This window comes from Bradyrhizobium sp. AZCC 1693, assembly GCF_036924745.1.
Taxonomy (GTDB): Bacteria; Pseudomonadota; Alphaproteobacteria; order Rhizobiales; family Xanthobacteraceae; genus Bradyrhizobium.
Map to the genome: position 1 here is coordinate 5,052,267 of NZ_JAZHSD010000001.1, position 13,673 is coordinate 5,065,939.

Sequence of the window (13,673 nt, forward strand, 5' to 3'; positions counted from 1 at the left end):
TCGTCCGGCAATCGGAGCAGACCGGAAGTGACCAGCGGCGACTAGAACGCGCTTTTGACCAAAGCGACATGCCCCGTTTGAGCACAAAAAGCACGGCGCGCTGAGGCCGGGATGCGCTCCAAAGCAGACATAGACTAGTCGCTCTGCGACAGCGCCAGCTTTTGCATCTGGTAGCTCTTCCTCGCCGGAACAATGAGCGGGCAGCTTCGGACGTGCCAGACATTATGACTCGTTTTTCTTCGCTATATTCATCAGCCATGAAACTTGTTTTTCTCTATGGCGCGTGCCTTCATTGCCGGATCGCGGTATGTTTTTTGGATTATGCTTCATGACGAGCACGTCGGCGAACGCAGGACCTCTACCCGATCGCGTCGAAAAGGCCGCGCAGGAACGGATTGCGGCGGGCACCTACCAGACGCTGGTGTTCGGCGTCGTGGATGGTGACAAGAGCGAGGTTGTGGACTTCGGCAAGCTCCATGATTGCAAGGCACCCGATGGCGAGACGGTTTATGAAATTGGTTCGATAACAAAGACCTTCACAGCCACACTCTTGGCACAGGCAGTGCTCTCAGGGCGCTTGATGCTCGACACGCCGGTGGCACAACTTCTGGCGGACTTCAAAATCCCGTCCGGCGGTGACAAAGAAATTACGCTCGGCGATCTTGCCACGCATCACTCCGGCTTGCCGCGGATGCCGTCTAACTTCACGCCGAAGGACCCAGCCAATCCCTATGCCGACTACGATGCGGCGAAGCTAAAGGTGTTTCTTGCGGGATACCAACTGCCGCGCGATCCAGGGGCCTCCTACGAATACTCCAATCTGGGGTTCGGGCTCCTGGGCCATGCGCTTGCGCAATTTGTGCCCACGACCTATGGCACCCTAACCAACGACGAAATTCTGAAGCCGCTCGGCATGACGATGAGCGGTACGGCGTTCACCGACGCAATGCGCGCCCATCTCGCTCCCGGTCACGACGACACAGGCAAAGCGGCGAAGAACTGGGACCTCGACGCATTAGCAGGCGCGGGCGCCCTCCGATCCACGGCTAATGACATGCTGCGCTATCTGAGGGCCAACATGGGCATCGGTCAGTCGCCATTGGCCGCCGCGATGAACTTTGCGCAACGGCCGCGCAGCGATATGGCAAAAACTATACGCGTCGGCCTGGCCTGGGTGACGACCGATAAAGGGATCGTCTGGCACAACGGCGGGACTGGCGGGTACAGAAGTTTTCTCGGTTTCACAGCTAATCGGGAACGAGGCGTTATCATCCTCACTAACACGTCCGCGGACCCTGATGATCTGGGTTTCGCCACGCTCGACGCGGATGCGCCGCTTGCGCCTGCATATAAGGCGACTGTTCTGCCCAGTGCGTCGCTTGATGAATATGTGGGAATTTACAAGCTTGCCGACAATTTCCCGCTGAAGGTGTTCCGGATGAACGACAGGCTTTATACCCAGGCGATCGGACAAGATGCGATCCCCATTTTCCCGTCCGCGCCCAACGAGTTTTTCGCCAGGGTCGCCGGAATCAGCATGACCTTTAAGCGTAATCCCGAGGGCGCGGTGGATGGACTTGTACTACACCAGAATGGCGACCACGCCGCACCGAAACGGATGGAGACGAAAGAAACCGAACGTCACAGCATCTCGGACCTAGCCTCGGGACTATTGAGCGAAGTACGGCTCCTGAATGACGACTACACTCCGATGGAGTTCGTGGCTTACGTATTGGAGTGGGTATTCGGTAAGGACCGCGAGACCGCCACTCGGATCATGCTTGAGATCCATAATGAGGGTGTCGGTGCGTGCGGTATCTATCCCCACCACGTCGCCGACGCGAAGGTGACAGAGGTACTTGACCTGGCACGCCAGCATAAGCATCCACTGCAATGCATGCGCGAGCGAATCACGTCCGCCTGTTAGTTTTCGCAATCTCCGATAAAGGCTGCTACATTGCCAGCGGCTTGGTTCTACGACGGTAAGCATCACTTCTGCTGTTGTGCCATCGCGAAATTTTCCGTCATGCAAAACTTGGTTGCTATCGGGGTATGGCGGACATCGAGCAAGCCTCACCCCGTTCAATTTGGCCGAAGCTGCCTACTAGCAGCAGGTGCCCATTCTACTTTGCATGGGGTTGTTTTCGAGATTTTTTGTCTGGGTCCTGCGGACGGACCGCCGAACAGTATCAGGCCACGCTTTCCAGAAACGCCTCTTCCGCGGCCTGCACCGCGTCGGGGGTTCCGACGTGCATCCAGACGCCGTCGAGCCGCAGGCCGAACAGCCGCTCCTGCTCGTTGGCGCGGTCGAACATTTTGGTCAGCGAAAACTCGCCGGCGGGCGCGTCGGCAAACAGCGAGGGCGACATGATCGCCGCACCCGCATAGACGAACGGCACCACCTGGTGTTCACGCCGTTTGCGCAACGCGCCGTCCGGCAGCATCGCGTAGTCGCCGCGGCCGGCATAGCCGATGCTGCTCGTGGTCGGCGCCATCAGGAGCAGGATGTCCATCCGGTCAGGATCGAAGGTTTCGGCGAGCCGCGCCAGATTGGGCCGCACACCGTCGATCCACATCGTGTCGGCGTTGAGGTGGAAGAACGGCTCCTTGCCGAGCAGCGGCAGTGCCTTCACGACCGCGCCGCCGGTGCCGAGCACCTCGTCGCGTTCGTCGGAAATGATGATGCGGGGCCGGGCCCGGCTCGCGGTGTGCTGGATGATCTGGTCGGGCAAATAATGCACGTTGACCACGGCTTCGCTGACGCCGGCACCGGCGAGCTTGTCCAGCACGTGATCGAGCAAAGGCTGGCCGGCCACGCGCACCAGCGGCTTCGGCATATGGTCGGTGAGCGGGCGCATGCGCAAACCGAGACCGGCGGCAAGAACCATGGCTTTGGCGGGCGTAACGGACATTCCTGGAATTTCTCTTGGATTTCTCGAACCATCAAATCGGGCTGCAGATCATACCACGGCGAGTGGCTTGAACCAGCAACCATGAGGCCTTAGTGGCCGCACATGACGGCCGTACGACAGCCGCCGGCGCTGCCAAACCTCAGGCTTCGGCGTCCTCGGCCCCGCGCTTGGCCGCCTTCTTCTTCTTGTCGCCCTGTTTCAGGAAGTTGACGCCGATCTGATCGCCATTGACCCAGGCCAGCTCGCAGCGCCGATAGGCTAGCCCCGTGGACGACAGCAGCAGGAAGAATTCCTTCAGATGCAGGCCCTCGACCGAACCTTCGACCGTCAGCTTGGCGCCGGTCTCGGAGACGTCTTCCATGACGCAGTCGCGCCGCCAGGTGCCGTCGATGCCCATCATGTGCGCCGCAAAGCCGCGCTCGAATACGACCCGATCTCCCTTGCGCCGTTCCGCGCCCGCCATGGCCGTCGTCCCATTTCAAAAACTGGCTGGGCCACGCCGGCTCGGCATGGCCGGTTCCAGATTAAGTGCGGGGTGGCTAACAGGAGGTAAATCAGGGGAGTGGCGGCGGCACGTTGGCGGCATACCATTCGCGAAATGCCGCCAGCGCCGGGTGCGCCAGCGAGCGGTTCAGGTAGGTCCAGATCCGGGGTTGGTGGCGCAGATATTGCGGCTTGCCGTCCCGCCGGTTGAGCCGGGCGAAGGTGCCGAGCAGCCGGGTATTCCGCTGCGCCGACATGATGGCGTAAAGCTCGGCAAAGCTGGCCGGATCGAACTGATCATCCACCGCGCGGCGCGCCTTGATGTAGCGGGTCAGGAGCGTCAATTCGAGTTGCTCGGGAACGTCGAGCCGGGCGTCCTGCAGCAGTGACACCAGATCGTAGGCGGCGGGGCCAAGCACGGCATCCTGGAAGTCGATAATCCCGACGCGCAAGATTCCCGTGCGCTCGCCGAGCCAGATGATGTTGGGCGAATGAAAATCCCGCATCACCCAGGTGCGCGGCGCGGCTGCCGGCTTTTCCAGCAACGTTCGCCACATCGCGACGAACTCGTCGCGCCGTTGCTGGCTGATTTCGGCGCCGCGATCCGGCAGATACCATTCGAGCATCAGGCTGATTTCGACCAGCCATGCATGGATATCGTAGGGGGGAATTTGGTATGAGCCCTGCGGCTCCAGCGGCACCGTTTCGGGCAGGGGTTTGCGATGCAGCTCCGCCAGCATGTCGGTCGCCGCCTCGTAGCACTCGACGATCGGCCGCGGCGGATCACCTTCGACGACGCCGGCGGTGCCAAAATCCTCGGTGATCAGGAAACCGGAATTCAGATCGGCGTGGCGGATGGCGGGCGCCGAAAAGCCGTGCGCACGCAGGCCGTTGTCGATGGCGACGAACGGCTTGACGTCCTCGGCGAGATGAACGGCCGCGCTGTAGGATTTTCCGTCATAGATCGCGGGCCCATCCGGACGGCGCGGCGAATTCATCAGGATCGACGTGCCGTCGTCGCGAATCAGCCGCGCATAGGAGCGCGTCGAGGCGTCGCCGGGCATGCGCTCGCGCGCCGCATCCAGGAAGCCGGCATCGCTGAGAAACTTTCGCAAGCTGCTCAATCGCGCCACCTGCGCCGCCGCCTTGCCGTAGCCGGTGATTTCGGCGGCGCGCGCCGTGGACCCGAGCGCCGGGCGATGGCTGAAGGCGATGTCGACGCGATCTTCGGGCAGCACATCAGGTGCGCGCTCCGGCCATTCGATCAGCGCCAGCGTGCCTTCCGGTAGCGGCGACAATCCGATTTCCTCCAGCTCGCTCGAATCATTGATCCGATAGAGATCGGCGTGGAGAAGCGGAAACGGCACATCGTAGTTCTGTGCCAGCGTAAACGTCGGGCTTGGTACTTCCAGCGTTGGATCGTTGGCGAGATAGCGGATCATCGCGCGCGCCGCGGCCGTCTTCCCCGCGCCGAGATCGCCCGAGAGCGTGATGACGTCGCCAGGGCCGACCAGCAGCGCGAGATCGGCCATCAGATGCGCCGTCGCGGTCTCGTTCGCAAGCGCTGCCGTAAATGTCGCGGGCGCGGTCATTCGGCGGCGTTGCGATGCGCGTTCTGGTCGATCGGAAAGTCGCAGGTGACCGTCGTGCCCTTGCCGACCACCGAATCGACGCGCACCTTGCCGCCGTGCAGTTCGACAAAGGAGCGCACCAGCGACAGGCCGAGGCCGGCGCCGCGGTGACGCGAGCCGTGGGAGTGGCTCTCGAACCAGTCGAACACCTTGTCTTTCACATCAGCCGGAATGCCGGGGCCGGAATCGCTGACGGTGAAGATCACGCGATGCTCGGTCCGCCGCGCGCTGATCGTGACCGCGGCATCGTGCGGCGAAAATCCGACGGCGTTGGCAAGCAAATTATAGAGCACCTGCACCACGCGCCGCTCGTCGCCGGTGAAGTTGCCGATATTGGGATCGATGTCGACCTTGAGTTCGATGCGGTCGGTCGCCAGCCGGTCCTGGATGCCTTCGGCGGCTGCCTGGATGGCCTTTTCGATATTCACCGGGCCGAGCTCGAGCTTCATGGCGCCGGCATCGATGGTGGCGAGATCGAGGATGTTGTTGGTGAGCGCCAGCAGCGCGTTGGTCGACTTGGTGACGTAATCGAGATACTCGGCCTGCTTCGGCGTCAGCGGGCCGGTCGAGGGATCGCTGAGGAAGTGCGCAAAGCCGATGATGGTGGTGAGGGGGGCGCGCAGTTCGTAGGAGACGTGGTGGACGAAATCGACCTTCATCTGGTCGGCGGCCTCCAGCGCCTCGTTGCGTTCGCGCAATGCGCGCTCGACATTTTCGGTGTCGGTGATGTCCTGGAAGGTCAACATGGTCGCGCCGTCGGGCAACGGCATGGTCATGCAGTCCAGCACGCTGCCGTCCTTGCGCTCGAGCTTCAGCGCCACCTGCGCGCGGTTATCGATCGCAGTGATCGCCTCGCGCAGCGCCCGCCAGGTCAGCACATCGTCGAACAGCGGCGTGCACCAGGCTTCCACGGTCTCGATGTGCGGCTGTTCTTTGAGCGATTCCGCCGACAGCTTCCACATTTTCTCGAAAGCAGGATTGAACAGTTCCACGCGGCCATTGCTGCCGAAAACCGCGACCGCTTCGGCGAGATTATCCAGCGTCTCATGCTGGACCCGGGTCAGCCGGTCGTAGCGGCGTGCGAGATCGAGGCTTTCGGTGACATTGTCGAACAGATAGGTGACGCCGCCTTCGAGATTCGGTGTGGTGACGACGCTGACGGCGCGGCCGTCGGGCAGGAACCAGGTATAGTTCTCGGGCTCCATGGCGCGATAGGCTTCGTGCAGCTTGGCCTTCCAGGCCCGGAAGTCGGGCTGTTCGGGCAGTTTGCGCGCTGCGCGTAAGCGATCGAGCACGCTCGAATCGTCGGGATTGGAATCGAGGAAGGCCTGGTCGAGGCCCCACAGCCGCCGGTAGGATTCATTGTAGAAGGCAAGCCGCCGCTGGCCGTCGAACACGGCTACCCCCGACGACAACTGGTCGAGGGTGCGGCGATGGGCTTCCGCCATCCGCTCCATGGCGTCGCGCAGAGCGGTCGCCTCGCTGGCGTCGATGGCGATGCCGGCGCTGCCGGCGCTGAGCCTGAGCGCCTGCACGTCATAGATGCGCCGCTCGCCGCCGACCACGATCGGCAGCCGCGCGCTGAAGGTGGAATTGTCGTTCAGCACCCGGCCCATCTCGGCGCGCTGGTCGTTCTCCAGGAGTTCGAGGTTGCGGTGGATGGTTTCCGCGACGCTTGCGCCCTCGGTAGCCCGCACATAGGCCGCATTGGCGTAACGCAGATTGCCCTCTGCGCTCTTGGCCCAGATCGGCCACGGTACGGCGGCGGCGAAATCGCGCAACAGCTCAGTCTCCTCCAGAAGCGTTCTGTAGCGGAGATTGGATTCGGCGAGCTCCCGGCGCAACCCGCCGAGTTCGCGAATCCGCACAATGGCTTGCCCGCCAATGGCACGGCCCATCGCTTCGATGGCGCGGCCGTTCGAGGTGGAGAGATTGAGCAGAAAGCCTTCGCCGGCCTCGCGCAACGCGTCGACCGCATGGTCCATCTGCAGCGCCGGTTCCGGGGGCAGCCAGGTTCCAAAGGCGAGGATACGCTGCGGCGAATTGGACAGCGCGTCCGGCGAGATCAGAAGCGAGGTGTCGCCGCTGATCTGGGGCCGGTTGTCGCCCGCGGCCCAGGCGATCAGGATCTGGGGCTCGGCGAACAAGAGCGCGCGCAGGCGATCGGCCTGCACCTGCAGGTCGGCGATGTCGGAGCGCAGGTCGAGTTCCATCCGGGTGGCCCGAATGCGCGTGCGCATCAGCAGGATCGCCGCCACCACGGTAAAGCCGAGCAACGACAGCGCCGTCGTCAGTACTGCAAATTCCTGGTGATTGAGGTCGAGCAGGGCGGAAATCGTCTGCGTGATGCCCAGGTCAGCGGCCGACGCGGGTTCCGGAGCGGCGGCCAAAGCGGTGGCGAGCGCAATCACGCCGTGGCGCGCCAGTGAGGTGCACGACAGCAGGGTTCGACGCATCGCCGCGACTACGCCTGACATTATTTGCCCCAAAAACGCTCGACTGCAGGCCCGGAACTACCCCAGCGCATAAATCCGCCAAAGTGTGAGCGGTTTGGCGTTGAGATTATGCGCCAACTAATAGGATTGAGCGCGCCCGGACGCAAAACCGGACCCCACTTTTGCTGGTCGCGCTCCGCACGAATCGGGTCGAGAGTATCTCCTTCGGGAGTCGACCGGTAAGAGTCCAGACCGTGAACGCAAATCTGGCTGTGAAGAATTCGACGGATTACCGCCGAGAGGCGGATTTACGCAACGATTCAGTGTCCAGTCGAGCCGAAACCGCCACTGCCGCGATCGGTTGTTGAAAGCGACACTACTGGAACCAGGTGCGCCTGCACGACCGGCGCGATCACGATCTGCGCGATGCGCTCGCCGCGCCGGATCGGGAATGGCGTGTCGCCATGGTTGATCAGGAGGACGTTGATCTCGCCGCGGTAATCCGCGTCCACCGTGCCGGGCGAATTCAAGACGGTGACGCCATGCTTGGCGGCAAGCCCGGAACGCGGCCGCACCTGCGCTTCATAGCCTGATGGCAGCGCGATCGTCAGCCCGGTCGGCACCATCGCATGTTTCCCGGGCGGCAGAATCAGCGGCGTGTCCGCGGGAACCGCGGCCAGCAGGTCGAGCCCGGCGGCATCAGCGCTTTGATAGGCCGGCAGCGCGAGATCTTCGCCATGCGGCAGTTGGTGGATTTCGACTTTCACGGTCGCGTTCACGAATTCTGCTCCACCTTCTTTGCGATCTTCGCCACCAGCTCGGCTGCGACCTGTTCCTTGGTCATCACGGGCCAGGAATCAACCTTGATCTCGTCGGCACCGTCGCGCGTCAGCAAGTGAACGGTGTTGCGGTCGCCGCCCATCACCCCCAGTGCGGGCGAAACGTCGTTGGCGACGATCCAGTCGCAGCCCTTGCGCGCGATCTTGGCCTTGGCGTTGTCGATCAGATGCTCGGTCTCGGCCGCAAACCCGATCACCAGTGGTGGACGCTTGTCCGTCAGCTTCGAGATCGTCGCGAGAATGTCAGGGTTTTCGACCAGTTGCAGTGGCGGCATGCCGGCAGAAGTCTTTTTCAGCTTCTGCTCGCCCTCATTGGCGACGCGCCAGTCGGCAACGGCGGCGGCGAAGATCGCGATATCGGCCGGTAGAGCGGCTTCCACCCGATGCAGCATGTCGCGCGCCGACTCCACGCGGATGACCGTGACGCCCGCCGGATCGCGCAAGTCCACAGGCCCGGAGACCAGTGTGACATCGGCGCCTGCGGCCTGCGCCGCGGCGGCGATGGCAAAACCCTGCTTGCCGGAGGATCGGTTGGCGATATAGCGCACGGGGTCGATCGGCTCATGCGTCGGTCCGGCCGTGATCAGCACGCGCTTGCCGGCGAGCGGCCGCGGTTGCGGCGGACGCAGGATGTCGACGGCCGCCGCGGCGATTTCGATCGCCTCCGACATTCGCCCGACGCCGGCTTCGCCCGCTTCGGCCATTTCGCCGACATTGGGGCCGATCATGTGGATGCCGTCGCGCCGCAACTGCAGCACGTTGCGGCGGGTAGCGGCGTTATTCCACATCAAGGGGTTCATCGCGGGCGCCAGCAGGATCGGACGGTTCGCCGCCAGCAGGATCGCGGTGGCGAGATCGTCGGCATGGCCGTGCGCCATCTTGGCCATCAGATCGGCGGTTGCCGGCGCTACCACGATCAGATCGCATTCGCGCGCGAGACGGATGTGACCGGCGTCGAATTCGCTCTCGGCGTCAAACAGGTCGGTATAGACGCGCTCGTTCGACAGCGCGCTGGCGGAAAGCGGGGTGACGAATTGCTGTGCGGCCTTGGTCAGCACGCAGCGGACGCCGATATGCCGGTCCTTCAGGCGCCGGATCAGGTCCAGCGCCTTGTAGGCGGCGATGCCGCCGCCGATGATCAGGGTGACATTCCGTTCACCGGTGGTGCTGCCGGGCCGCAGGGTCTGTGCGGGCCCCTCAGCGGATGGCGGCGAGGAAGTTGCGCCCGGCAGTTCGGGGCGCCCCTGGATCAACTCCCCGAGGATGACCCGGACTTCCTCCTCGACGGAGCGGCCGTTCCCGGCCGACCGGAGGCGCAGATAGGCTTTGACGGTCTCGTCCAGTTTTCGGATGGTCAGGCTGGCCATGGCGGCCTCCAGCGAGGTATGCCATCAATGATAGCAAATTCATGCTTGCACTGCAATCATAGCTGCCGGATGGCGATCAGAATTCCGATAAAGGTCGCCGCGATGATCCAGAGCGCCACCGTCCGCCAGCGGCTCTTGCGGCCCTCGGCCCGTCCCATCGCCGCGATCGTCTCCGGCGACAAAGTCAGGCCCTCCCGGGTCATCTTCTCCATGTTCTCAAGCACGGCAACCGCCCGCGAGGCGATCGCAGGCAGGCCCGTCATCACGCGGCCGAGTTCGCCCGCGCCGGTCATCGCGCCCTGAACTCGCCCGAGCGGACCGAGATTGCGCTCGATCCATTCGCGCACCACGGGATCGGCGACCTTCCAGATGTCGAGCCTGGGATCGAAGCCGCGGGCGACCCCTTCGACCACCACCATGGTCTTCTGCAGCAGGATCAGTTCGGGCCGGGTCTGCATGTCGAACAGGCCGGTGACTTCGAGGAGAAGCGTCAGCAGCTTCGCCATCGAGATTTCTTCGGCGGTGCGGTTGTGGATCGGCTCGCCGATGGCGCGGATGGCTTGCGCGAAATTCTCCACCGAGTGATGGCCCGGCACGTAGCCGGCCTCGAAATGCACTTCGGCGACGCGGCGGTAGTCGCGCGTGATGAAGCCCAAGAGAATTTCGGCGAGGAAGCGCCGCTCCTTCAGCCCGAGCCGGCCCATGATGCCGAAATCGACCGCCACCAGCCGGCCGGCCTCGTCGAGAAACAGATTGCCGGGATGCATGTCGGCATGGAAGAAACCGTCGCGCAGCGCGTGGCGCAGAAAGCTCTGGATCACCTTGCGGCCGAGATCGGGCAGATCGATGTGCGACTGCGCCAGTCGCGCATGGTCGTTCAGCGCGATGCCGTCGATCCACTCCATCGTCAGCACGTTGTGGGTGGTGCGATCCCAGTCGACGGTCGGCACGCGGAAATCCGGATCGTCGCGCGTGTTCTCCGCCATCTCGGACAAGGCGGCCGCTTCGAGCCGCAGGTCCATCTCCATTGCGACCGAGCGCGACATCGTGTTGATGACCTCGATCAGCCGCAGCCGCCGCGCTTCGGCCGAATGCGCTTCCGCATTGTGCGCGACGAAGAAGAAATCGGAGAGGTCGCGGCGAAAGCGCGCGGCGACATTGGGCCGGAGCACCTTTACGGCGACCGGCTGGCGCACGCCGTCGCGCTCGATCTCGGCGCGATGCACCTGCGCGATGGAAGCGGCGGCGACCGGCGGCCCGAGGCTGACAAAGGCTTTTGCCAGCGGGCGTTCCAGCGACTGGGCGATGACGACCTCCGCCTCGGCTTGCGAAAACGGCGGCAGCCGGTCCTGCAGGGCTTCCAGATCGCGCGCCATCGCGACGCCGACCACGTCGGGCCGGGTCGCCAGAAACTGGCCGAGCTTGAGATAGGCCGGGCCGAGGCGCGTCAGCGCCCGCGACAGCCGCGGGCCGGATTTGGCGCCGGGGCGTTCGATCAGCCGCGCCAGCCGCAGCGCTAGCTGCCCGGGCGGCGGCACCAGGCTCGGATCGACGACGCCGAACACGCCTTCGCGCGCGAACACGTAAGCGGCGCGGACGAGCCGCGCGATGTGGGTCGCCGCAGAAATCACAAACGCCAGCCCGAATGCAACGCCACGATGCCGCCGGAGAGGCTTTCCCACTTCACCCGCGCAAAGCCGGCGTCGCGGATCATCTCGGCGAATTGATTGGGCCGGGGAAACTTGCGGATCGACTCGACGAGATATTGATAGGAGTCCGCATCGCCCGTCACGGCGCGGCCGAGCGGCGGTATCACCTTGAACGAGAAGAAGTCGTACAACCGGTCAAGCCCGGGGACGTCGACGGTGGAGAATTCCAGACACAGGAACCGGCTGCCGGGCCGCAGCACGCGATAGGCCTCGCGCAGCGCGGCATCGATCCGCGGCACGTTGCGAATGCCGAACGCGATGGTGTAGGCGTCGAAAGAACGGTCCGGAAACGCCAACGTCTCGGCATTACCCTCGACAAACGACACCTGGTGGTCGAGATGACGCGCCAGCGCGCGGTTGCGGCCGACCCCGAGCATATCGGTATTGATGTCGCAGACGGTGGCGTGGAAGCCCAGGCCTGCCGCCTCGGCTGCACGGAAGGCGATGTCGCCGGTACCGCCGGCGACGTCGAGCAGGGCAAACGGCGCATCGTTTTTCGGCGGATTGAGCGCCGTGATCATGATGTCCTTCCAGACCCGGTGCAGGCCCGCCGACATCAGATCGTTCATCAGGTCGTAACGGGACGCCACGCTGTGAAATACGTCGTTCACCAGCGTCTGCTTGTCCCCCAGGGGCACGTCCCTGAAGCCAAAATGGGTGGTTTGATCCGGCCGATCCATCAACTTTACTCCGTCTGGCCACCATAGCGCGGCGGCCGCAATGGCGCTATCACGTCACCTCCATAAGGTGAATGCCTGCATGCCTGAATTGCCCGAAGTTGAGACTGTCCGCCGCGGCCTTCAGCCCGCCATGGAAGGGTCGAAAATCGTCAAAGCGGAAGCCCGGCGCAAGGATTTGCGGTTTCCCTTTCAAAAAGATTTTATCGCGCGGCTGGAGGGCCAGACCGTGACCGGTCTCGGCCGTCGCGCCAAATACCTGATGGCGGATCTTGGCTCCGGCGATGTGCTCTTGATGCATCTGGGCATGTCCGGCTCGTTCCGGGTGCTCGAAGGCAACGGCGACACTACGCCGGGCCAATTCCACCATCCGCGCAGCGAGGACCGCGCGCATGATCACGTGGTGTTTCACATGTCGTCGGGCGCGGCCGTCGTGTTCAACGACCCGCGCCGCTTCGGTTACATGAAAATCATCGCCCGCAACGCGCTGGAGGATGAGCCGCTGTTGAAGGACCTCGGCCCGGAGCCGCTCGGCAATGAATTCGACGCCGCGATGCTGGCGCGCTCGTGCTTCAACAAAAAGACCAGCCTGAAGGCCGCGCTGCTCGACCAGCGGGTGGTCGCGGGGCTCGGCAATATCTATGTCTGCGAGGCGCTGTACCGGTCGCATCTGTCGCCGCGCCGGTTGGCGGCGACGCTGGCGACGAAGGCCGGACAACACAATGGCGTTGCCGGGGGAGAGCCGACCGATCACGCCGTGCGGCTGGTGCATGCGATTCATTCGGTGCTGAATCAGGCGATCAAGGCCGGCGGTTCCTCGATCAGCGATCATCGCCTGACGTCGGGCGAACTCGGCTATTTCCAGCACTCGTTCCAGGTCTATGACCGCGAGGACGAAAAATGCCAGACCAAAGGCTGCGGCGGCATCGTCCGGCGCTTCGTTCAAAACGGCCGCTCGACTTTCTGGTGCCCCAAATGTCAGAAATAACCAAAACGCCGACGCTTCAAACGGCACGACTGATCTTGCGGCCGCTCGCGCTGTCAGATGCGCCGGCGATCCAGCGCCATTTCAACAACTGGAACATCATCCAGCATCTCGCATCGGTTGTCCCCTGGCCCTATCCGGAGAACGGCGCGGAGACTTTCATCGCGAGGGAGCTGGAGAGGGTCGCCGCGGGGGAAGAGATCTATAATTGGATGCTGGTGCTGCGCGGCGGTGATGGCGAGGCGATCGGGAATATCCGCTTTCGCCCCGGGTCGGACGATGCGCAGGGCAACCGCGGCTTCTGGCTCGCGGAGCGCTATTGGAATCAGGGCCTGATGAGCGAAGCCGTCTCGGCGGTAAACGATTTTGCCTTCCGCACGCTCGGGATCGAGAGCTTCTACGCCTGCAATGCGGCGACCAACGTGGCGTCACGCCGGGTCAAGCAAAAGACCGGCGCCGAACTTGTCGGCTACATCGAGCTTGCCCATCATAGCGGTCAGACGCTCGCGGAAAAATGGCGCATGACGCGGGAAAACTGGCTGCGCCGAAATCCATAGCGAAGCAACCCAGCCGGGGCTGGTGGTCTGGATTGCCTCCGCTTTCGCCTCGCGCATTTACCTTGCGCGAAGCGTGAT

The 13,673-nt window shown here is 63.5% G+C and carries 11 protein-coding genes and 1 pseudogene; 4 read left to right on the forward strand and 8 right to left on the reverse strand.

Annotation, left to right across the window (positions count from 1 at the left end):
- Positions 1–328 precede the first annotated feature (328 nt).
- Positions 329–1,576, forward strand: a pseudogene (locus V1293_RS24135) (serine hydrolase); the annotation flags it as partial.
- A gap of 42 nt (positions 1,577–1,618) precedes the next feature.
- Complete coding sequence (locus V1293_RS24140; RefSeq protein ID WP_442894367.1) at positions 1,619–1,927, forward strand: ATP-dependent Clp protease adaptor ClpS; 309 nt, start codon at positions 1,619–1,621, stop codon at positions 1,925–1,927.
- A 262-nt stretch (positions 1,928–2,189) separates the two neighbouring features.
- Here the strand turns inward: V1293_RS24140 and V1293_RS24145 are convergent, their stop codons facing one another.
- The 8 genes from V1293_RS24145 to ubiE form a co-directional block, all read right to left on the reverse strand.
- On the reverse strand, positions 2,190–2,912 hold the full coding sequence (locus tag V1293_RS24145) for a nucleotidyltransferase family protein (RefSeq protein WP_334512808.1): 723 nt from the start codon (positions 2,910–2,912) through the stop codon (positions 2,190–2,192).
- A gap of 139 nt (positions 2,913–3,051) precedes the next feature.
- Complete coding sequence (locus tag V1293_RS24150) at positions 3,052–3,375, reverse strand: PilZ domain-containing protein (RefSeq protein WP_334512810.1); 324 nt, start codon at positions 3,373–3,375, stop codon at positions 3,052–3,054.
- A 91-nt stretch (positions 3,376–3,466) separates the two neighbouring features.
- A complete protein-coding gene (tsaE, locus tag V1293_RS24155) occupies positions 3,467–4,987 on the reverse strand; it encodes a tRNA (adenosine(37)-N6)-threonylcarbamoyltransferase complex ATPase subunit type 1 TsaE (RefSeq protein WP_334512812.1) in 1,521 nt (506 codons plus the stop codon).
- Entirely contained in the window at positions 4,984–7,503 is a 2,520-nt protein-coding gene (locus V1293_RS24160; protein WP_334512814.1) for a PAS domain-containing sensor histidine kinase, read from the reverse strand. The genes tsaE and V1293_RS24160 overlap by 4 nt, the downstream gene beginning before the upstream one ends.
- A gap of 278 nt (positions 7,504–7,781) precedes the next feature.
- Positions 7,782–8,240, reverse strand: coding sequence for a dUTP diphosphatase (dut, locus tag V1293_RS24165; protein ID WP_334512816.1), 459 nt, complete (start codon positions 8,238–8,240; stop codon positions 7,782–7,784).
- Entirely contained in the window at positions 8,237–9,667 is a 1,431-nt protein-coding gene (gene coaBC / locus V1293_RS24170; protein ID WP_334512818.1) for a bifunctional phosphopantothenoylcysteine decarboxylase/phosphopantothenate--cysteine ligase CoaBC, read from the reverse strand. Before coaBC ends, dut begins: the two co-directional genes overlap by 4 nt.
- A 56-nt stretch (positions 9,668–9,723) precedes the next feature.
- A complete protein-coding gene (gene ubiB, locus V1293_RS24175) occupies positions 9,724–11,298 on the reverse strand; it encodes a 2-polyprenylphenol 6-hydroxylase (protein WP_334516877.1) in 1,575 nt (524 codons plus the stop codon).
- Positions 11,295–12,056: a bifunctional demethylmenaquinone methyltransferase/2-methoxy-6-polyprenyl-1,4-benzoquinol methylase UbiE gene (gene ubiE, locus V1293_RS24180; protein ID WP_334512820.1), complete on the reverse strand. Its 762-nt coding sequence runs from the start codon at positions 12,054–12,056 to the stop codon at positions 11,295–11,297. Before ubiE ends, ubiB begins: the two co-directional genes overlap by 4 nt.
- Before the next feature lie 79 nt (positions 12,057–12,135).
- Between ubiE and mutM the strand changes: the two genes are divergently transcribed.
- Positions 12,136–13,041, forward strand: a complete 906-nt coding sequence (gene mutM / locus V1293_RS24185; protein ID WP_334512822.1) for a bifunctional DNA-formamidopyrimidine glycosylase/DNA-(apurinic or apyrimidinic site) lyase — start codon at positions 12,136–12,138, stop codon at positions 13,039–13,041.
- The gene (locus V1293_RS24190; protein WP_334512824.1) at positions 13,029–13,595 is read left to right on the forward strand and encodes a GNAT family N-acetyltransferase; all 567 of its coding nucleotides are present in this window, start codon (positions 13,029–13,031) and stop codon (positions 13,593–13,595) included. Before mutM ends, V1293_RS24190 begins: the two co-directional genes overlap by 13 nt.
- The last annotated feature ends 78 nt before the right edge of the window (positions 13,596–13,673 follow it).